Source organism: Spiroplasma endosymbiont of Lasioglossum villosulum (assembly GCF_964020195.1).
GTDB lineage: Bacteria > Bacillota_I > Bacilli_A > Mycoplasmatales > VBWQ01 > Spiroplasma_E > Spiroplasma_E ixodetis_A.
On record NZ_OZ026539.1, the window covers coordinates 1,358,781 to 1,377,539 of the forward strand.

At 25.6% G+C, this 18,759-nt stretch carries 35 protein-coding genes and 1 pseudogene; 18 read left to right on the top strand and 18 right to left on the bottom strand.

Features of this window, described 5'->3' with window-relative positions; translation table 4 throughout:
* Position 1 precedes the first annotated feature (1 nt).
* From rplE to rpsJ, 14 genes and pseudogenes are all read right to left on the bottom strand, one after another.
* A complete protein-coding gene (gene rplE, locus AACK81_RS07875) occupies positions 2-559 on the bottom strand; it encodes a 50S ribosomal protein L5 (protein WP_338961218.1) in 558 nt (185 codons plus the stop codon).
* A 21-nt stretch (positions 560-580) separates the two neighbouring features.
* Positions 581-928, bottom strand: coding sequence for a 50S ribosomal protein L24 (rplX, locus tag AACK81_RS07880; protein ID WP_338961220.1), 348 nt, complete (start codon positions 926-928; stop codon positions 581-583).
* Positions 929-941: 13 nt separating this feature from the next.
* Positions 942-1,310, bottom strand: a complete 369-nt coding sequence (gene rplN, locus AACK81_RS07885) for a 50S ribosomal protein L14 (RefSeq protein WP_338961221.1) — start codon at positions 1,308-1,310, stop codon at positions 942-944.
* A 21-nt stretch (positions 1,311-1,331) separates the two neighbouring features.
* Positions 1,332-1,610 (bottom strand): 30S ribosomal protein S17, encoded by a 279-nt coding sequence (gene rpsQ, locus AACK81_RS07890; protein WP_252319243.1) that lies wholly within the window; start codon positions 1,608-1,610, stop codon positions 1,332-1,334.
* The gene (gene rpmC, locus AACK81_RS07895; protein WP_281748521.1) at positions 1,610-2,104 is read right to left on the bottom strand and encodes a 50S ribosomal protein L29; all 495 of its coding nucleotides are present in this window, start codon (positions 2,102-2,104) and stop codon (positions 1,610-1,612) included. The genes rpsQ and rpmC overlap by 1 nt, the downstream gene beginning before the upstream one ends.
* Positions 2,085-2,570 (bottom strand): 50S ribosomal protein L16, encoded by a 486-nt coding sequence (gene rplP / locus AACK81_RS07900; RefSeq protein WP_338961223.1) that lies wholly within the window; start codon positions 2,568-2,570, stop codon positions 2,085-2,087. The genes rpmC and rplP overlap by 20 nt, the downstream gene beginning before the upstream one ends.
* A gap of 1 nt (position 2,571) precedes the next feature.
* Complete coding sequence (gene rpsC / locus AACK81_RS07905) at positions 2,572-3,315, bottom strand: 30S ribosomal protein S3 (protein ID WP_338961225.1); 744 nt, start codon at positions 3,313-3,315, stop codon at positions 2,572-2,574.
* Between the two features lie 16 nt (positions 3,316-3,331).
* The gene (gene rplV / locus AACK81_RS07910; protein ID WP_281748518.1) at positions 3,332-3,664 is read right to left on the bottom strand and encodes a 50S ribosomal protein L22; all 333 of its coding nucleotides are present in this window, start codon (positions 3,662-3,664) and stop codon (positions 3,332-3,334) included.
* Positions 3,665-3,676: 12 nt separating this feature from the next.
* Entirely contained in the window at positions 3,677-3,949 is a 273-nt protein-coding gene (rpsS, locus tag AACK81_RS07915) for a 30S ribosomal protein S19 (protein ID WP_174480930.1), read from the bottom strand.
* Positions 3,950-3,963: 14 nt separating this feature from the next.
* Positions 3,964-4,827 carry a 50S ribosomal protein L2 gene (gene rplB / locus AACK81_RS07920; RefSeq protein ID WP_252319248.1) on the bottom strand — a complete coding sequence of 288 codons (864 nt, stop codon included), beginning with the start codon at positions 4,825-4,827 and terminating at the stop codon, positions 3,964-3,966.
* Between the two features lie 24 nt (positions 4,828-4,851).
* Positions 4,852-5,145, bottom strand: a complete 294-nt coding sequence (gene rplW / locus AACK81_RS07925) for a 50S ribosomal protein L23 (RefSeq protein WP_338961227.1) — start codon at positions 5,143-5,145, stop codon at positions 4,852-4,854.
* Position 5,146: 1 nt separating this feature from the next.
* Positions 5,147-5,776, bottom strand: a complete 630-nt coding sequence (rplD, locus tag AACK81_RS07930; protein ID WP_281748516.1) for a 50S ribosomal protein L4 — start codon at positions 5,774-5,776, stop codon at positions 5,147-5,149.
* A gap of 23 nt (positions 5,777-5,799) precedes the next feature.
* Complete coding sequence (gene rplC / locus AACK81_RS07935; protein ID WP_174480934.1) at positions 5,800-6,492, bottom strand: 50S ribosomal protein L3; 693 nt, start codon at positions 6,490-6,492, stop codon at positions 5,800-5,802.
* A 121-nt stretch (positions 6,493-6,613) separates the two neighbouring features.
* Positions 6,614-6,916 (bottom strand): annotated as a pseudogene (gene rpsJ, locus AACK81_RS07940) (30S ribosomal protein S10); the annotation flags it as partial.
* A gap of 472 nt (positions 6,917-7,388) precedes the next feature.
* Between rpsJ and trmB the strand changes: the two are divergent.
* Complete coding sequence (trmB, locus tag AACK81_RS07945) at positions 7,389-8,057, top strand: tRNA (guanosine(46)-N7)-methyltransferase TrmB (RefSeq protein ID WP_338961228.1); 669 nt, start codon at positions 7,389-7,391, stop codon at positions 8,055-8,057.
* Between the two features lie 55 nt (positions 8,058-8,112).
* On the opposite strand, the gene AACK81_RS07950 is transcribed toward trmB, so the two are convergent.
* Both AACK81_RS07950 and AACK81_RS07955 read right to left on the bottom strand, forming a co-directional pair.
* Positions 8,113-8,496 carry a hypothetical protein gene (locus AACK81_RS07950; protein ID WP_338961229.1) on the bottom strand — a complete coding sequence of 128 codons (384 nt, stop codon included), beginning with the start codon at positions 8,494-8,496 and terminating at the stop codon, positions 8,113-8,115.
* Positions 8,477-9,058: an ETX/MTX2 family pore-forming toxin gene (locus tag AACK81_RS07955; protein ID WP_338961230.1), complete on the bottom strand. Its 582-nt coding sequence runs from the start codon at positions 9,056-9,058 to the stop codon at positions 8,477-8,479. Before AACK81_RS07955 ends, AACK81_RS07950 begins: the two co-directional genes overlap by 20 nt.
* A 349-nt stretch (positions 9,059-9,407) precedes the next feature.
* Between AACK81_RS07955 and AACK81_RS07960 the strand changes: the two genes are divergently transcribed.
* The 16 genes from AACK81_RS07960 to AACK81_RS08035 all read left to right on the top strand — a co-directional run bounded on the left by AACK81_RS07960 (position 9,408) and on the right by AACK81_RS08035 (position 15,285).
* Positions 9,408-10,301 carry a hypothetical protein gene (locus AACK81_RS07960; protein WP_338961232.1) on the top strand — a complete coding sequence of 298 codons (894 nt, stop codon included), beginning with the start codon at positions 9,408-9,410 and terminating at the stop codon, positions 10,299-10,301.
* A gap of 671 nt (positions 10,302-10,972) precedes the next feature.
* The gene (locus AACK81_RS07965) at positions 10,973-11,491 is read left to right on the top strand and encodes a hypothetical protein (protein ID WP_338961234.1); all 519 of its coding nucleotides are present in this window, start codon (positions 10,973-10,975) and stop codon (positions 11,489-11,491) included.
* On the top strand, positions 11,463-11,633 hold the full coding sequence (locus AACK81_RS07970; protein ID WP_338961236.1) for a hypothetical protein: 171 nt from the start codon (positions 11,463-11,465) through the stop codon (positions 11,631-11,633). Before AACK81_RS07965 ends, AACK81_RS07970 begins: the two co-directional genes overlap by 29 nt.
* Entirely contained in the window at positions 11,626-11,781 is a 156-nt protein-coding gene (locus AACK81_RS07975; RefSeq protein WP_338957292.1) for a hypothetical protein, read from the top strand. The genes AACK81_RS07970 and AACK81_RS07975 overlap by 8 nt, the downstream gene beginning before the upstream one ends.
* Before the next feature lie 2 nt (positions 11,782-11,783).
* Positions 11,784-12,221: a hypothetical protein gene (locus AACK81_RS07980; RefSeq protein ID WP_338961238.1), complete on the top strand. Its 438-nt coding sequence runs from the start codon at positions 11,784-11,786 to the stop codon at positions 12,219-12,221.
* The gene (locus AACK81_RS07985; protein ID WP_338961240.1) at positions 12,211-12,504 is read left to right on the top strand and encodes a hypothetical protein; all 294 of its coding nucleotides are present in this window, start codon (positions 12,211-12,213) and stop codon (positions 12,502-12,504) included. The genes AACK81_RS07980 and AACK81_RS07985 overlap by 11 nt, the downstream gene beginning before the upstream one ends.
* Positions 12,505-12,507: 3 nt before the next feature.
* Positions 12,508-12,666: a hypothetical protein gene (locus AACK81_RS07990; protein ID WP_338961242.1), complete on the top strand. Its 159-nt coding sequence runs from the start codon at positions 12,508-12,510 to the stop codon at positions 12,664-12,666.
* A gap of 1 nt (position 12,667) precedes the next feature.
* On the top strand, positions 12,668-12,811 hold the full coding sequence (locus AACK81_RS07995; protein ID WP_338961243.1) for a hypothetical protein: 144 nt from the start codon (positions 12,668-12,670) through the stop codon (positions 12,809-12,811).
* Positions 12,804-12,941 carry a hypothetical protein gene (locus tag AACK81_RS08000; protein ID WP_281747958.1) on the top strand — a complete coding sequence of 46 codons (138 nt, stop codon included), beginning with the start codon at positions 12,804-12,806 and terminating at the stop codon, positions 12,939-12,941. The genes AACK81_RS07995 and AACK81_RS08000 overlap by 8 nt, the downstream gene beginning before the upstream one ends.
* Complete coding sequence (locus AACK81_RS08005) at positions 12,941-13,177, top strand: hypothetical protein (protein WP_338961245.1); 237 nt, start codon at positions 12,941-12,943, stop codon at positions 13,175-13,177. Before AACK81_RS08000 ends, AACK81_RS08005 begins: the two co-directional genes overlap by 1 nt.
* 131 nt (positions 13,178-13,308) lie before the next feature.
* Positions 13,309-13,494: a hypothetical protein gene (locus AACK81_RS08010; RefSeq protein WP_338961247.1), complete on the top strand. Its 186-nt coding sequence runs from the start codon at positions 13,309-13,311 to the stop codon at positions 13,492-13,494.
* On the top strand, positions 13,494-14,318 hold the full coding sequence (locus AACK81_RS08015; protein WP_338961249.1) for a hypothetical protein: 825 nt from the start codon (positions 13,494-13,496) through the stop codon (positions 14,316-14,318). The genes AACK81_RS08010 and AACK81_RS08015 overlap by 1 nt, the downstream gene beginning before the upstream one ends.
* A 16-nt stretch (positions 14,319-14,334) precedes the next feature.
* On the top strand, positions 14,335-14,493 hold the full coding sequence (locus AACK81_RS08020) for a hypothetical protein (protein ID WP_338961250.1): 159 nt from the start codon (positions 14,335-14,337) through the stop codon (positions 14,491-14,493).
* 33 nt (positions 14,494-14,526) lie between these two features.
* Positions 14,527-14,715 (top strand): hypothetical protein, encoded by a 189-nt coding sequence (locus tag AACK81_RS08025; protein ID WP_174480113.1) that lies wholly within the window; start codon positions 14,527-14,529, stop codon positions 14,713-14,715.
* Positions 14,716-14,730: 15 nt separating this feature from the next.
* Complete coding sequence (locus AACK81_RS08030) at positions 14,731-15,105, top strand: hypothetical protein (protein WP_338961252.1); 375 nt, start codon at positions 14,731-14,733, stop codon at positions 15,103-15,105.
* An 18-nt stretch (positions 15,106-15,123) separates the two neighbouring features.
* Positions 15,124-15,285, top strand: a complete 162-nt coding sequence (locus AACK81_RS08035; RefSeq protein ID WP_338961254.1) for a hypothetical protein — start codon at positions 15,124-15,126, stop codon at positions 15,283-15,285.
* Positions 15,286-15,297: 12 nt separating this feature from the next.
* Here the strand turns inward: AACK81_RS08035 and AACK81_RS08040 are convergent, their stop codons facing one another.
* Positions 15,298-16,248 carry an IS30 family transposase gene (locus AACK81_RS08040; protein ID WP_338960236.1) on the bottom strand — a complete coding sequence of 317 codons (951 nt, stop codon included), beginning with the start codon at positions 16,246-16,248 and terminating at the stop codon, positions 15,298-15,300.
* Between the two features lie 248 nt (positions 16,249-16,496).
* On the opposite strand from AACK81_RS08040, the gene AACK81_RS08045 reads away from it, so the two are divergent.
* Positions 16,497-17,249 (top strand): hypothetical protein, encoded by a 753-nt coding sequence (locus AACK81_RS08045; RefSeq protein ID WP_338961256.1) that lies wholly within the window; start codon positions 16,497-16,499, stop codon positions 17,247-17,249.
* A gap of 70 nt (positions 17,250-17,319) precedes the next feature.
* Here AACK81_RS08045 and AACK81_RS08050 read toward each other — a convergent pair whose 3' ends face one another.
* A complete protein-coding gene (locus AACK81_RS08050) occupies positions 17,320-18,714 on the bottom strand; it encodes a peptidase M17 (protein ID WP_338961258.1) in 1,395 nt (464 codons plus the stop codon).
* Positions 18,715-18,759: the final 45 nt, after the last annotated feature.

Consider the following 18,759-nt stretch of genomic DNA (forward strand, 5'->3'; position numbering starts at 1 on the left):
CTTATGCCACCTGCTTTCCTTGTTTTTTAAACGGTAATCCTATTTTTTTTAATAACAATAATGCTGTTGCATTATTTGATGTTGTGGTAATAATTGAGATTTCCATACCACGAACTTTATCTACTTCTTCATAATTAATTTCAGGAAAAATAATTTGTTCTTTAATACCAACAGTGTAATTACCATTTTGATCAAATGCTTTAACTGATAAACCTTGAAAATCACGAATTCTTGGTAAAGAAATTGAGATAAATTTATCAAGGAAACCATACATTTTTTCGCCACGTAATGTAACTTTACAACCAATTGGCATTCCCGCTCTTAATTTAAAGCCGGCAATTGATTTTTTCGCTTTAGTGATAATTGGTTTTTGACCAGTAATTTTTGATAATTCAGATACTGATTTATCAATGGCTTTTGGATTACTACTTGCATCTCCAACACCAATATTAATAACAACTTTTTCAATTTTGGGTACTTGCATTATTGATGTAAAATTTAATTCTTTTTGCAATTGGGGAATAATAGTTTTATTATATTTTTCTTGTAAACGATTCATTTTTATGCTGTTACTCCTTTATTATCGTAATTCTGTTTCAGATCTTCGTGCAATACGAACTTTTTTGCCATCTTTATCAATTTTGTACCCAATTTTTGTTACTTTTTTATCTTTTTTACCATCAAGGATCATTACATTAGAAATGTGAACACTAGTTTTTACTTCCACAATTCCACCTTCTTGATCATTTTGAGTAGGTTTTTTATTTTTATTAGCAGTAATACCTTCAATAATAACACGATTTTTTTCACGAAGTACTTGGATAATTGGTCCGGTATGACCTTTATGCTTTCCTGCAATGATTTTAATTTGGTCGCCTCTTTTTAATTTAGTATCAAGACTAATAACTGGTTTCTTTTTGCTTGCCATTTATTTCATCCTCCTAAACAATTTCTTCTGCTAAAGAAGCAATTTTATTATAACCACGCTCTTTAACTTCACGAGCCAAGACACCAAATACTCTAGTACCACGTGGCGTTTTATCTTCTTTAATAATTACTACTGCATTATCATCAAATTTTACACAAGAACCATCATTACGTTTTACACCAAATTTACTACGTACGACAACTGCTTTAACAACTTGTCCTTTTTTCATTGCACTATTAGGTGTTACTGATTTTGCTGAACAAACAACAATATCACCAATTTTAACAAATTTTTTAGTACTACCACCCAAAACTCTAATAACCATAACTTCTTTAATACCAGTATTGTCAGCCACATTGGCTCACGATAGATTTTGTAACATCTTTCTTATCCTCCTGGTTAATTAAGCTTTTTTATTTGTTTTAGATTCAATAATCTTTAACAAACGGAAGCGTTTTAGAGCTGAAAGTGGACGAGTTGAAATGATTTCAACCTTGTCACCAATTTTAGCTTGGTTAGTTTCATCATGGGCATGATACTTTTTAGTTGACTTAAAACTTTTATGGTACATTGGATGTCGTTTTGAAGTTTCAACAACAACAGTAATTGTTTTATCATTTTTGTCAGAACTTACAATTCCAACAAAAGTTTTACGTTGTTTGTTTGGAATAATATTTGTCATTATTCTTTGTCCTCCTTAGCTGGTGTTACAGTTTTCTTAACTGTAGGTTTTTTAGATGGTTTTTCTACTTTAGTAGCAGTAACTTTTTTAACTTCTTTGTTTGATGATTTTGCTTTAGTTGTTTTTTCAGTAACTTCTTTTTTAGCAATTTTATCTGATTCTTTAATAACTTCTGATTTAGTTATTGTTTTAACTTTAATATCTTTTTTATCATCAACTTTAGCAACTTTTTTAGTTTTTTTGCTTTCTTTATTTTCTTCTGGTAATACCATTTTATTAATATGTAATGGTTTGATTTTTTCACCATTATTAATTCTGATAGTTAATTCAGTTTTAATACGAGCAATATCCTTACGAAGATTATTTATCATATGCGGAGTTTCTAGTTTACCTAACGAACTTTGAATTCGTAAAGCAAACAATTGTGCACGAAGAGTTTCTTCGTCTTGTTGTAATTCTAAAGTTGATTTATTTTTAATTACTTGCATTTCCATTTGCTTCACCCAATTCTGTTGTTAAATTTTTAGCAACCTTTACTTCTTCTGTTGGTTTTATTTCTCTAGTAACAATTTTACATTTGATTGGCAACTTGTGCATTGCAAGACGCAATGCTTCACGTGCTGTTGCTTCATTAGGATATGATACTTCAAACATAACTGTTTTTTCTTTTACTACTGAGACTCAATGATCAATTGAACCTTTTCCTGAACCCATACGTACTTCCGCTGGTTTTCTAGTAATTGGTAAATGTGGAAAGATTCTAATTCAAACTTTTCCACCACGTTTCATGTAACGTGTCATTGCTACTCTGGCTGCTTCAATTTGTCTTTCAGTAATGTAAGAACCTTCTTCAGCACGAAGTCCGTAAGTTCCAAAAGCAACTGTTTTACAACCTTTTGCAGTTCCTTCATAACTTAAACGGTGGACGCAAGAGTGTTTATATCTCTTAGGTATAGCCATCTTACTTTACCTCCTTACGTGGTTGTTGTGGGTAATTATTTCGGCGATTGTTATTATTTCTTTGATTATATTTTGAAATAATTTCAGGTTGAGTTGAGTCAGTTCCTGATAAAATTTCACCTTTATATACTCAAACTTTAATACCAATTTGACCAAAAGTTGTTTTTGCCTCAGCAGTAGCATAATCAATATTACTACGTAATGTTGCTAGAGGAACACTACTTTCTGAATAACCTTCAACACGTGCCATATCCGCTTCACCAAGTCTTCCTGAAACACGAGTTTTAATTCCCTTTGCTCCAGCACGAAGTGCTTTACGAATTGCTAATTTTTGTGTTGTACGATGTGACATACGATTGCTTATTTGTTGTGCTAATGTATTAGCAATTGTTTGCGCATCAATATCAGGATTTTTAATTTCAACAACATTAATTCTAATACCTATTTTACGATTTTTAATTGTTTTACGAATTAATGTTGTTAATACTTCAATGTTTGAACCGCCTTGCCCTAAAACTGAACCAACACGAACACAGTGGATAAATAAGGTAATTTGTGATTTAGTTCTTTCGATTTCAATTTTAGAAACACCAGAAGTTTTTAAATGCGCAAATAGTGCTTTTCTAATTTTGTGGTCTTCTAAAATTCATTTTACTAAATCTTCATTACTAGTTGCATATCAACGTGATTGTCAATCTTTATTAATACCATATCTTAATCCATTTGGACTAACTTTGTGACCCATATTACTTATTTACCTCCTAATTATCGCTAACCACGATAGTGATTTTGCTTGTTCTTTTTAAGATTTGATATGCTCTACCATGAGCACGGGGCATAAATCTTTTCATAGTTGAACCTTCATTTACAAATATTTCCTTAATACGTAATTTGTTGGCTTCCATTCCATAGTTATTAGCAGCATTAGCAACTGCTGAATTAATTAATTTTATAATTGGCTGTGCTGCGCGTTTTTTTTCATGAGCTAGAATTACTAGAGCTTTGGCAACAGCATTATCACGAACTAAATCGGCTACTAAACGCACTTTTCTTGGACTAATGCGTAATTTATCTAAATGAGCTTTTGCTTCCATAATTTCTATCTCCTAACGCTTTTTCTTGTCAGAACCGTGACCACCAAACTTACGTGTGGGTGCGAATTCTCCTAATTTATGACCAACCATATCTTCTGTTACATATACAGGTAAATGTGTTTTGCCATTATGTACACCGAATGTATGTCCAACAAATTGTGGGAAAATTGTTGAACGACGAGATCAAGTTTGAATAATTTTTTTTGATTTATTTTTATTTTGAGTTTCCACTTTGTTTAATAAATGACTATCAGCAAAGGGTCCTTTTTTTAAAGATCTTGACATATATTACTTTCCTCCTACTTTGTTGCATTTCTTCTTCGTACAATTAATTTATTTGATGCTTTTTTACTATCACGAGTTTTTAAACCTAATGCTTTTTTACCTCATGGTGTTACTGGAGCTTTTCTTCCGATTGGGGCTTTACCTTCTCCTCCACCATGTGGGTGATCATTTGGGTTCATAACACTACCACGAACAGTAGGTCTAATTCCTTTTCAACGATTTCTTCCTGCTTTACCAATATTTACTAAGTTATGATCATCATTTCCAACTGTACCAATTGTAGCTCGACAATTACTTAATACTTTTCTAACTTCACCTGATGTTAATTTTAATAATGTATACTTAGCTGTTTCATCACGACCAAGAATTTGAACACTACCACCAGCACTTCGTGCCATTTGTCCACCTTTACCTGGTTTTAATTCAACATTATGAACAACTGTTCCTTGTGGAATCTGTGATAATGGTAAACAGTTACCAACAGTAATATCAATTTTAACAGTATCACTGTTTTCACCACTTAATAACTTATCTCCTACTTTGATTCCTTTTGGTGCTAAGATATAACGCTTTTCACCATCAAGATAAGAAATAAGACAAATGTTAGCATTACGATTTGGATCATATTCAATTGTTTTAACTGTTCCAACTACATTGTCTTTGTTACGTTTAAAATCAATAATACGGTATTTAACCTTATGACCATTACCTTGATGCCTTACTGTAATTTTACCTTGATTATTTCTACCAGCTTGTTTAACTAAATTTACTAATAAAGATTTTTCAGGGCTATTACCAATAGTTAAGTTCTGTTTGTAATCCAGAACGGTCATATTACGTCTTCCTGCAGTAGTGGGATTAATTTTTCTAATTGCCATTGTTTTTTTCTCCTTCCAATCTCATTAGCTTTGTTCTTCAGAACTAAACAAACTTAATTGTTCACCAGGAGCTAATTTAATAAGAGCTTTTTTTACTGCCGATGTTTTTCCAACAAATCTACCAACAGTTTTAGTTTTTGGTTTACTATTAATAATATTAACGTCTGCTACTTTAACTTCAAAAATCTGTTCAAAGGCTTTTTTAACGTAACTTTTATTAGCTTTACGGTTAACAGTAAATGTATAAATACCTTCAGCCATTTGTTTATAAGTTTTCTCAGTTAATACTGGTTTTACTATAACTTCACTTAAATGCATATTAAATTAAAGCCTCCTCAACGATTTTAATTGCCTCAGTAGTAAACAATACTTTTTTAGCATTTAATAAATCGTAAATATTAATACTATTAGCAGCGATTGTTGTTGTTCTAGGTAAATTGCGACCTGATTTAATAACTGTTTCTTTATTGCTTATTCCTGAAACAATTAGTGTTTTATTGTTTGCTAATTCTAAAACTTTTAAAGTTTCTAACATAATTTTAGTTGAAGGTTTTTCAAAGTTTAATTCATCAATTACAACTATGTTTTTATTTTGGAATTTGGCAGCCAATGCTGATTTTATTGCCAATCTTCTTACTTTTTTTGGTAATCCAATTAAATAATTACGATCAGTATTTGGTCCAAAAACAATCCCCCCACCTTTTCATTGTGGTGAACGAATTGAGCCTTGACGCGCATTACCTGTTCCTTTTTGTTTTCATGGTTTTCTACCACCGCCAGCAACTTCAGCACGACTTTTAACAGCGTGTGTTCCTTGACGTTTTGTAGCATTATAACTTAATAAACTATCAAACTGCGCTTGCTTGTGGGGTTCAATTCCTCAAATTTTTTCGTTTAAAGTTAATTCGCTAACTTTTGTTCCAGCGTTGTTAACAACATTAATTTTCATTTTGCTATCCTCCATAATTAACTTTATTGACCATCAGTAACTTCGGTTGTAGTATTTTGATTTCTAACAACTAATGATACTGGGGTTTTGAGAATTGGTTTTTTAACTGCTTGTTTAATAACAAGAAAGCCTTGTTTTGGTCCTGGAACTGAACCTTTTACTAAAAGATAATTATTTTCTTTATCTACTTTAATAACTTCTAAGTTAGCAACACTACGTTTAACATTTCCCATTTGCCCTGGCATTGGTTGTGATTTAAACACACGGTTAGCATTAATAGAACCTGTTGAACCCATTTGACGATGTAAACCTGATCCATGACCCATTGGACCACGTGATTGATTATGACGTTTAATGCGTCCTGTAAATCCTTTACCTTTAGAAGTTCCTTGAACATCAACGAATTCACCTGCTGTGAATACGTCAGCAACATTAATAAGATCTTTATGATTAAATCCGTTCATGTTACGAATTTCTTTCACGAAGCGCTTAGGTTGACTGTCGGCTTTTTTAAAGTGTCCGATTGTTGGTTTGTTTGATAAAGTAACACGAAGATCGAACGTTGCAAGTTGTAAACTACTATATTTGTCTTTTACATTTGTTTTAACTTGACTTACTACATTTGGTTGTACTTCGATAATTGTTACTGGAACTAGTTGTCCGTTGTTTAAGAAAACTTGTGACATTCCTAGTTTCTTACCTAAGATTCCTTTCATAATTTCCTCCTTGGAATATGTTGTAAATAATTAATATTTATCGATTTTAATAATTTTTTTTATTAATCTTTTTTGATACTTGATTTAAAGTTGATTTTTTTTCATCTTTAGATTCGATTATCAAAGAGATACTAACACTATTAGGGATAGTAAGTCCACTTAGAGCATTTAAAGATTTTGGTGATAATTGAGCACCAATAATTCTTTTGTGAGTTCTCTTTTCAAATTGTTCACGTGAATCTTTATGTTTATGCGGTGAACGAAGAATAGTGAAAATTTCTTTATGAGTTGGTAATGGAATTGGACCTACCACTTTAGCACCTTCTTTTTTTAACACATCTTTAATTTTCTGTGCTATTTGGTCAATAGCTGAGTGATCATAACTTTCTAAACGAATTTTTACTTTGTCTCCTATGATTGCCATTGGCTATATCCTCCTTAGAACGATTTTTAATAAAATAAAGAACAAAACATGTGATATAATGACAACTGATATCAGTGTATCAGCATTTATACATAACAATCACGCCTTGTAAGTATAACATAGTGTAATGGTAAAAGGGAATAGCAAAATACAAAAAAAACAAAAAAAATAATGGGTTTTTTGCTCATAATCTTTTAACTATTAATTTAGTTGTAAAAAATAAAGATTTTTATTAAAAAAATAATAAAATACCATTATTTTTTTATTATTTTCTTACTTTAAAAAAGTAAAAGGTAATATATAATTATAATATTTCACAAAATTTATTTAAATAAAAATATTACATGATATAAATATAATAATGAAATTCTTTTAGCAAAAGATATTTAAACTTCAATTTTGATATAATTCTAAAATTAGTAAGTTACACTTTTATAACAACTATGTTGATTAAATTAGAAAAGGAATTACAATGAGAGTAAGAAATAAGCCATGAGCAAAAGAATTTATTTTAACACATAATAATTTATGTATTAATGATCCCTATAATTACAAAGGGAAATGAAATAAAAAAATATTTCAAAATAAAAATCCAATCAATATTGAAATTGGAAGTGGCAAAGGAAATTTCATTATAAATCTTGCTAAACAAAATTCAAATCAAAATTATATTGCTATTGAAAAAAATATTTCTATTGTAACTATATTATTAAAAAAATTAATTGAAAATAAATTATGTAATTTAAAAATAATTATAGAAGATGCCATAAATTTAAAAGATTTTTTTGCCAATAATGAAATTAATAAAATTTATTTAAATTTTTCTGATCCATGACCTAAAAAAAGACATTTTAAAAGAAGATTAACATACCAAAAATTTTTAGAAATATACAAAAAAATTTTAATAAAAAATGGTCAACTTCACTTTAAAACAGATAATAACAATTTATTTAATTATTCACTTTTAGAATTTGAAAAAAATAAATGAAATTTATTAGAATATACAATTAATCTACATCAAGATAATAATATAATAAAAAATGATGAAGCATTTATTAAAACTGAATATGAAGAAAAATTCATTAAACAAAATAAAAACATTAATTATTTATTAATACAAAAAAATAAAATTGAAGTTTAAACTTCAATTTTATTAAAAAAAGTTAATGATTAACTAAGATTATATTCATATTAAACTATAAAGACTTTTCATCAAATGTTACATTTAATTTTCCACCCTGTGAATCTCAAGAAATAGGTAAATTTAAAAAAACAGTTTTTGGGTTATCGGGATTATCTGTTGAAATAATTGAATAAGTGTTAGAACCAATTTTAAGTTGTTCTTTATAACCGTTATCAACTAAAAGTTTAATCAAATCTTTAATAGTATAATCACTTTTACTTCATTGACCCGTTTGTGATCAATAATATGAAGAACTAATAGTATCAGTTAAATTTACTGGATAACTAATTTTCCCTTCATTATGATACGTTCCTTGCTTAATAGTATATAAAACTGTTCCTATTGAATGTGATTTTAATTTAAATGATTGACTTGGATTAGTTAATGTTTCTATCACTAGTAGTTTTAGTTCCTTGTTGCTCTGAAGCAAATTCAGCACTAGTTTCAACATCACTTTTACCAACTCAAGGAATTTTAAATTCAGCTTTAACTTTAACTCCAATTTTTTCTAATGTTTTTCAAGAAAAAGTATTAGTATTAGTAATAGTTTTAGATTGTGATTGCGTTTGATAAATTTGTTTGGTATTAGAACTATTAGTATAAATGTCTTGAAAAGAATCTACTATATTTTCATCTTTAGCAACAGTCTTTATTGGTTTTAAAGTACCTTCTTTGCCAGTAAAATATTTATCATATTCTTTTTGAATCAAATCCTTCATGGAAATTGGTATTTCATAATTACCATCTGCTACTCATCCATTTTTTGGAATAATTGTATTATTGATATCTTTAATAATATTTTCCATATTATCTGGTGGATATCAAGTAAGTCCATTCTTTTTTGTTTCATGTTTTATAGAAGTATCAGCAGAAGTACAAGCAACTACATTCGTTACTGTTACTGTTGAAAATCCTAAAATAGACATTAATGATAATAATTTCCTCATATTTTTGATCATATATTATTTTCCTCCTAAATATTTATACACACATGTTTTGTGTGACCATCTTAATTAGCAGAACAAATAATGATTTAAAGATAAATGAATGATATACAATAAAATAGTTAAAGTCAAAAAAATTAATGAAATTATTTAAAATTAACATTATTTTTAACAAATTTTATCTTTTTATTCTTATATAAATAAGTAATAATTAATTATTTAATTTATACGAAAACTTATAATATTGATAATAGTAATCTTATAAATAACATTAAAAGTAAATATTGTATAAAATATTTTATTAGAATTTATTATAAAGATTAAAAAGAAAAACAAATATTTTAAGTAATTAAGGAGAATACTAATGCCATTATCATTAATAACTGAAACCACACCTTTATTACCACTATCAAATAATACTAGCACATGAAAACAAACTATTAAAAATTGAACTAATGGATTTTACCAAGAAATTAAACATTTAGTTTCGGGATCGCTATGAATATCATCAGCTATTATTACAATTGCTAGTTTAAACATTATTAGTACTCAAGTAAATAGTAATGAGGATATAGATTTTAAAAAGGCATTTACTACTTTAATTAAATGAGAAGTACTTGGCAATACTACTATTTCACTCTTTGTTTCATTTCTAAAGAAATGTTTAACAAATTTCGGTAATAGTCAATTAGAAAAAACTTTATTTTATAAAGTATGAAATAAAATAAAAGATAAAGTATTTACTAATACTACTGAAATAACTAACCTTAATTTTGAGGAAATAAAAACTAAAATTAATATTCTTGAAACAAATAAAAATACATTAGAAACACAAATGAAAGAGTTTTCAAACTTATGTCAACAATTAGTTACAAAGTTTAAAACTCTTTTAAATAATAATACTGAAAATAATATTATATTAACCATTGAAGAAAACATTAATAACAATCTTAAAGCATATTCAATAATTACTAATGAATTAATAAAAATTATTGCTACTTTCGCAGTTTTCACTAGCGGAGTATCTTTTGCTAGTTCTATAAGTATTATAAAAAACGATATAGCCAATGATTTACCTTTAACTCCAACATCCTTTGTTAAAACTTTTACTGCTCTTGAAACTATTATTGTATCCTTTTTAGCATTAATAATTTTTAAATTAAAATTTAATCTATTTGAAAATGGATTAAAAAATATTAAACACTCATTATTATGACAATGCATAAATTGGGAGCGTGTCGAAGATGTCGATAACTAAAAAGTTTTAAAAATAGCTCCTTTCTTTTTTAAACCCTTAAATTAAAAATAAATGACAAAAGACGAGAATAAAAATCTTGTCTTTTTTTGTAATTGTAAAATTTTAAAATTTTTAATAAACCTCTTTAACACTATTATCAACACGTGTTAGGGAACTAAAAAAGTGAACTACAACACAGTTGTTAAAAATAGTAGCTAGCATGTGGACTTGCATGGATAAATAAAAAGTGGAGTGATACCTAATAAAATATACTAACCAGAAATGGTAATTCTTGGGGTGGGAGCGAATTGGAAACTAGTATATATAGACCTGTTGTAGGGACCTATTGTATTAATTCTATTCTTTATTTAACCAACCTTGCCACTCCCCAGTGAGCAAGTGTTGGTTTTATTTTTTATTTTTTTTGAAAAATTTTTTTGGGCGAGAAAATAAATTTCAAACTTGTAAAAAAAATTGAGCGGGGCCGGTTCAATTAAAATATTAATTTGTTTAACACAAATTAAATAAATATTGAATCGAATGCCTCAATGTTTTTTAAAATTTCACAATTTATTTTTGAGCCCAGTTTTCATGGAATGAATAAAACGAATAGTAGTAGTATTAATAATCTAAACATCAAAATATATGTTCTTTATGCTAGAAGCAACAGAACATATTAGGAAAGGATTATTATGCAAATAGAATTTAAAAAAGAACAAATTGTTAAAGATAAACCACAATCTATTCTTATTGATTATGTTGAATATAAATTATCACTTCCAAAATGAATGATTAAAAATAATTCTTTTATTGTTGATAACAGTTACACATATTGAGTTTTTAATTTAGAAAATATTAAAAGAGAATTAAGTGGTAATGAATTAATAAAATTATTAGAACCATATATTAAAGACCAAAAAATAACTGTTAATAAACCAATTACTCCAAAAGAATATTATCTTAATGATATAAAACTTGAACCATTAACATTTTATGAACAGCATAATAGTTGATTTATGGGTGAAATAACTGATAACAAAACTAAAATTACTAATCCTTGTTTTAAATATAACATTACGTGAGAAGAAAACAGAAAAGGTTTTAAAATAAATAATCCATATAAACATGATGATTTACCAATTAATTATTTAGTTACTTCTTATAAGGAAATTTCAACTCATAATGAAAAAGTATTTTTGTTGAACATGTAAACAAAATAAATTAGATTATTTATTCTTTAATACTAATGATATAAAAACAAGAAAATATTTTTTAAGAGATAAAAATAGTAAAGCGATTTGTTATGACTGTATTTTAAATATTAGGTTAAGTAGGAGGTATAAATATGGATAAAGAAAAATTAATTTATTATCTTGATAATGAATTTATGGAATTACTTAAAGATGATATTAGTGATGAAATTAAAATTAATATTAGTAATTGAAAACTTAAATTAATAATGAAATTACAAGAAAAAATTCAAAATGGTGAATTTGATTAATTATGCAATATGACTTAATTATTGGAATTGACCCCGCTGGTATTGGTAATAATGGAATTGTTATATATTCAAATGAAACTAATAGTATTGTTTTAAATAAAACATTTAAAACAATAACTATTTTAGAAAGTAAAGATTTTTATAAAATATATTTTCAAATAACTAAAAACAAATTTATTGATAAAAAAATATTAGTTATTGTAGAAAATTTCTTTTTAACTTCAAAACAATTATTAACTAATCCATTAGCAACACCTAAAATTATTGGTGCATTAATGGTATTAGTAGAAGACGTTATGAATTGAGATTTTCAAGAAAGTGAACCAAAAAATAAAACTAAAATAGAAAATTATAAAGGAAATATAAAATTTACAAAACATGAACAAGATGCATATAAACATATTCAATATTATTTAAGGAATTATAAAAATGAAAGATAAAGCAAATTATGTCAAATTAACAGTAAAACTGAGTAACACTATTGAAGCAAAATATTACGAAAAAGGTAATAAAGAATTATATTATAGTGTTCGTGGTCAATGAAATGGATTAAACTACGTTACTTTAATTTTTAATAACCCAAAACTTTATAGACGCTGTATTTTATTAAACAAAAATGATGAAATTATTGTAACTGGTCAAATCTTTAACACTTTAAACATTCCTAAAAATCGTGCATTTTGTTCAATAAATGTTAAATGATTTAAAAAATGAAAAGAGTAAAAAATGATATTATGAAAATTTTTATTAATAGTACCAATATTAATAACAAGTATAACACTAATAATATTTTTAATATTTATTATTAAAGAATTAAAAAATGAATATAAAGTATTAAAAATATTAAATGAAATTGCTAATCAAATTGAAAATAAGGAGAAATAATATGAAATATGAAGATAAATGTTCTATGTGCAATAAAGTAAAAGAAAACTTTTTATCCAATACCTGTAATAGTTGTTGATTAGAAGCAGTTAATAAATGAAATAGAAGAAGTTGAGGAAATTTAGGAGACTTTGATAATGAATAAAGAAAAATTACTTAAATATATGAAAGATATAATTAAATGAACTAAAAAAATTAATTATACAAACTCTGATTTTGACAAAAATATTTTAAATTTATTAATTGAAAAAATAGAAAAAGGTGAATTTGACTAATGATAATATTACCTACTTTGTTTGAAAATAAAGATGAAATTGAAATATTATCACCATTTCCAAAAGTAATTCATACAAGTAATGATATTAGAGCAATTATTTTAAGACAATACCCAAATGTTAAATCCAAACACATAATTGTTTCGGACCCAGAAAGTAATGTTGCATTAATAGTTGGTGATAATGATGTTTATCAAGGTTGAATTAAAGTAACAATTAAAAAATTAGAAAATTAAAGGAGCATAAACAAATGCATAAGGAAAAAATTAAAATTAGAAATTATGAATTTGAATTAAATTCTTATGTAGTAGATTCCTTATTGGATGTTATAAGAGAACTGATAAAAACAAACAAAGGAGAATAAATTATGTTAGATGAAATTTTAAAAGTAATTTTTGATAGAACAGATAAACAAGAATTAATTTATATGATAGAAAGATTAATTCTTGTTACTAAAAATCCGTCAGAAACAAAAAAATGACTTATTAAAGAATTTGATAAAAATCATTATATTTTAGAAAAATTATTGAATATGAACGGAGAAGTTAAATAATGCCAAATGAAAATACACAATCAAATTATATTTTAACTAAATTAATTAGAACTGGAATAAGTCCAATTTGTGCAATGATTGGTACAAGTGCTTATTATGGTCAAGTAATTGCAAATCCAGTATTAGGTTCAATTAATAGTTTATTATTTGGTAAAAAATTAGGTTTAGATATATGAAATTTAAATCAAAGACCAAATACTAAAACTAAATTAATTAATAGTAGTAAAAAAATATTACTAGGTTTAGGAACAATTGGTTTAGCAAATTATAGTAAATGAACAGAAAATAATATTAATCCTATTATTCCAACAACACCAACTCCAATAACTACTACAACTACAACAGAAGGTCCTCCATGATTACTATTAAATAAACAAGAAAATCAGTCATTAATGGATTGAGATACATATATTAGTTTAAATGCTTATGGTATTTCAAATCTTATTAGTGGATTAACTGAATTAATACCTAATAAATTTGAAACAATAAGAAAGATTTGTAATATGGCTACTGGTGGTTGTTTAATATCAAGTGGTGTTGCTATGGGTATTAATAATGATTTTAATAATGCTTATGCAGTTCCAACTATTGTTGCTGGTGCTTCTGAAATTATTCATAATTTATTACCTATGGAAATTACACATCATAATGAAGAAATGCAAGAAACATCATTTCATGATGAAACTGCAAGATTAATTAATGACAATAGATTTACTATTAATAGTGAAACAACTAGTCAATATGGTAGTGATAATATAAGCGAAGTACCATTAAATAATGATAATGCTTCATTAAATTGAGATTATAATCACATGAGTTTATAAAGGAGGTGAATAATTTATGAATAAAGAAAAAATAATTGAATATTATAATCAGGAAATAAAAACATATAAAGAAAGAATAGAAGAATTCAATAAAGAAATATCTGTATTAGTAGAAATTATAAGTAATTCACAATCAATGATTGAAAGAATTAATGCTGGTCAATTTGATGAATAATTAAAAATAAACAATTGAAAGGAAAATATTCAGATGAAAGAATTTTTACATGAATTAATAATTATTGGAACAAGTGTTGGAACATTAATTTGCAGAGAAATTATTGTTTTATTAAAAAGATTTATCACAACTCCAAAACATGTTAGAGCAAATAACAAAATTATAAAACATCAAAAAAAATTAGCAAAATTAAATGAAAAAATTAATAAAGAAAATAAATAATAAAGGGTGATGTAAATGTTAGAAAATGAAGATAATGTTCAACAAACAACTGAACCTTTAACTGAAAATAATGCTCAACAAGAAATAGAAAATAAAGTTAATGAAGCAAAAAATAAGTTAAATAAACTTAATCAAGAAATTAAAGAAAAAGAAATAATTAATATATTTAAAAAATATCAAGTTAAAACTGAATTTTATGATTTTTTAAAATTTAAAACTAATAATTTAGAAAATTCAAAAATTGAAGAAACTATTAAAAAAATTATTAAAGAACAACCAGTATTTAAAGAAATAATTAATACAGGTGGTAAACAACAAACAATAATAACAAATCAACAAAATTCAATAAAAAGTACATTATTGGATTATAAAAAAAATAATAATTTATAACAGAAAGGAAATCAAAAAATGGCAATACAATTCAATAAAAATTTAGATAATACCGAAAAATTAGTAGAAGCACCAGAGTTTATAGAATTTTATAAACAATCAAATTCACCATGAGCAAGTTTTTTTCCTATCGAAATGGTTAATTCAACAAAAATTGAATTTATAGTTGCTAAATTGTAAAGGTAAGTGCAACTAAATTATTTTTCTATCCAAATATTCGATTGGTGAAAGATAATTTAGTATTTTTCTTGGTCTTTGGTTTAAAGACAATATAAATTTATGAACTTCATTTTTATTAGTTTTTGAAAAAATAAATTTTTTAGGAAATTTTTCTCTAATTAAACCATTAGTATTTTCATTAGTACCTCTTTGTCAAGGTGAATATGGATTGGCAAAATAAATTTTTATATCTAAATTTTTTTCAAGTTGTTGTCAATTTGAAAATTCTTTGCCACGATCAAAAGTAATAGTTTTAACAATGTTTTTAGGAAGAATTGATAAATAATAACTAACATTTTTATTAATAACTTTAGTAGTTCTGTTTTTAACTAATATTGCTAAAGTAAATCGTGATACTCTTTCAACTAAAGTTATTAAACATGATTTGCTTTTACCTCGTGATGATACTATAGTATCTCCTTCTCAATGACCAAGTGTTATACGATCATTAACATTTATATCTCGTTCTTTAATTGATTTACCATTAAACTTGCCACGATTTTCTTTAGATTTTCGTTTTTTACCTTTTCTTCTTAAATTTTTACTAGTAACTTTATCAAGCATTCCAAAATAAATTCAAGTATAAATTGTTTTAAAACTAATAACTCACTCTTTATGAAAATTTTTAATTCTGCCATAAATTTGTTCAGGTGATCAACCTAATAGTAATTTTTGTTGTACATATTTTACTAAATTCTTATTTTTAAACTTATGAAAACTAATATGTGATTGTTTTCGATTTTCAGCTTTATTTTGTGCAATTAATGAAAAATAATGATTATTATCTTTATTTCTATTAATTTCTCGAATAATAGTACTAATACTTCGATTAAGATTTTTAGCTATTTCACTAATTTTAAATTTAAATTTCAATTGATTCTCAATATAAATCCTTTCATCTATGCCAAGATGTTTATAACTCATATAAAAACTCCTTACTTTTTTCTAAACTAAATTTAGCATTATGAAATTTTTATATGAGAATTTTTTGCAATTTTATTTACTTGCACTTACAAGTATAACTCAGCACTTTAATAAGAGTTTTTGTGTTATAAAAGTAAGTATTATTATTGACTAATATTTTTCAAGTGTTAAGATTAACATACAATTGCATATTGAAGTCAAAATTATTCTCGTCTAACTTTATAATTTTAAGACAAATTTGAATCTTATTGACAACATCGGTACGCTCCCAAAAAATTATTAATAAACCTACTGTTAGTGAAGCAGATATTGAATTAGAATATGAAAAAATAACTGCTTTAAAAAGATGATATGATTTAAATTTTATTAAACTAGAATTTAATTTAAATGAAATACAAAAAATTTTAGAAATACAAACTTTAAATCCTAATAATGACTACAATAACAATATTTGTAAAAATATTAAATATTTATTTACTTGATTAATATCAATAGTATCTTCGATGACACTTGATAGTTATTTTGATATTATTACTGCTCAAATAAGTGCTAACAAAAAAATAGATTTTATAAAAGATTTAAAGCTACTAATAACTAAAGAAAATATAATAGTTGCAATAATAGCCCAAATTGGTTTTTCATTTAAACTTAATATTACTGATTTTTGTTGAGAAAGATTTAAAAATACATATACTTGTCAAGCATTAAGTTATATATGTAATTTTCCTAAAAAATGTTATCAGTCTGTTTACTCAAATAATTCATTTTTCCAATTAAGTTCAAATATTACTGAAGAAAATTTAGAAAAATTAGTCAAAAATTATTATGAAAAATTTGATAAAAATATTAAAATCTTAGAAAAAATAAATATTAAATTAAATGATACTATTAATACAAGTAATCGATTAAATATTAATAAAATTAATAATTCTCAACTACCACCATTATTAAAAACACTACAAAAAATAGAATCAAATATTATTTCAATACCAATTAACTAAAAATATTGTCAAATAACTTTTTTATAAAATAAAAAAGGAATAATTGTTATGATTATTCCTTTTTATAACTTTATTTACTTGTACTATAATTTTTCATATATTGAACTAATGTTTTAATTAATACACCCATACCACGATCATTTTTATAAGCAGTTCCTGCAATATCTAAATGTAAAAATGGTTTATCTTCACTAAATTCTTTTAAAAATGCAGCAGCATTTGATGAACCACCATATGGATCTTTAGAAAGATTACTTAAATCAGCTATTTTAGATGAACGCATATTTAAAATATTTTGTTGATGAATTGGCATTCTTCAAATTTCCTCATTAGTTTGTTGTGATGATAAATCAAAATCATTAAATAATTTATCATCAGTAGCAAAAGCACCAGTCATATAGCTACCTAATGCCACTAGCATTGCACCAGTTAAAGTTGATAATTCAATAATACGATTTGCTTTTCCTTTACGTAAAGCATATGTCATACCATCTGCTAATACCAATCTTCCTTCTGCATCGGTATTATTAATTTCTACAGTTTTACCATTCATTGAAGTAAAAACTGTTTCTACTAAAGTAGCATGACCACCAATCTTATTTTCTGTTAAACAAGCAACAGCGACAAAGTTTATTTTTAATTGTAATTTAGCAGCAGCAATGGCAGCATTACATACACTAGCTGCACCCGACATATCAAATTTCATACCTTTCATTGCTGAAGAAGGTTTTAGTGAATAACCACCACTATCAAAAGTAATTCCTTTACCAACTAATCCCAAAATATCATCGGCATGCTGTGGATCACCTTTATATTCCAAAACAACAACACGAGCATCAAAATTACTTCCAGCATTAACTGCTAATAATAAATTCATATTTAGCTCTGTTATTTCTTTTTGCCCTAAAACCTTTACTGATAAATTTTTAATACCTTTTGCTGTATCTTGAATTTTTTTTGCAAAAACTTCGGGATATAATAAATTAGGTGGCATATCTTGCAAATTACGTGCTAAATTAATACTTTCTCCTTGAATTTCGATCTGTTGTTGTGAAGTATAGCTAGGGAATTTTGCTGTTGAAACAACATTATATTTAACTTTTTTTTCTTCATTCTTTTTACTTTTTAAAGTATATTCTTTAAAAGTACCAAATCATAATGCTTCATATATAGTTTGTAAAAGTATACTTTCATCTAAATTACTCGTAACAAAAGATTTGACATCAATATCCAAATCTTGACTATTATTACTACTAAAATTTACAAAAAAATTATAAACATCATTACGAGTTAAACCTTTACTATCACCTAAATATAGGTAATAAGTTTTATCTTCAGAAATTAATGTTAATTTATTTTTTTCTTTAGCAATCAATTCATGAGGAACTTTATCAGCAAATACCGCTGTTAATTTTAATTTTAATTCAAGTTTACTACTAACATTAAGTAGAATATTTTTATCCATATTTTCACTCCTAAATGGTAATATTAAAATAATTACAATATATCT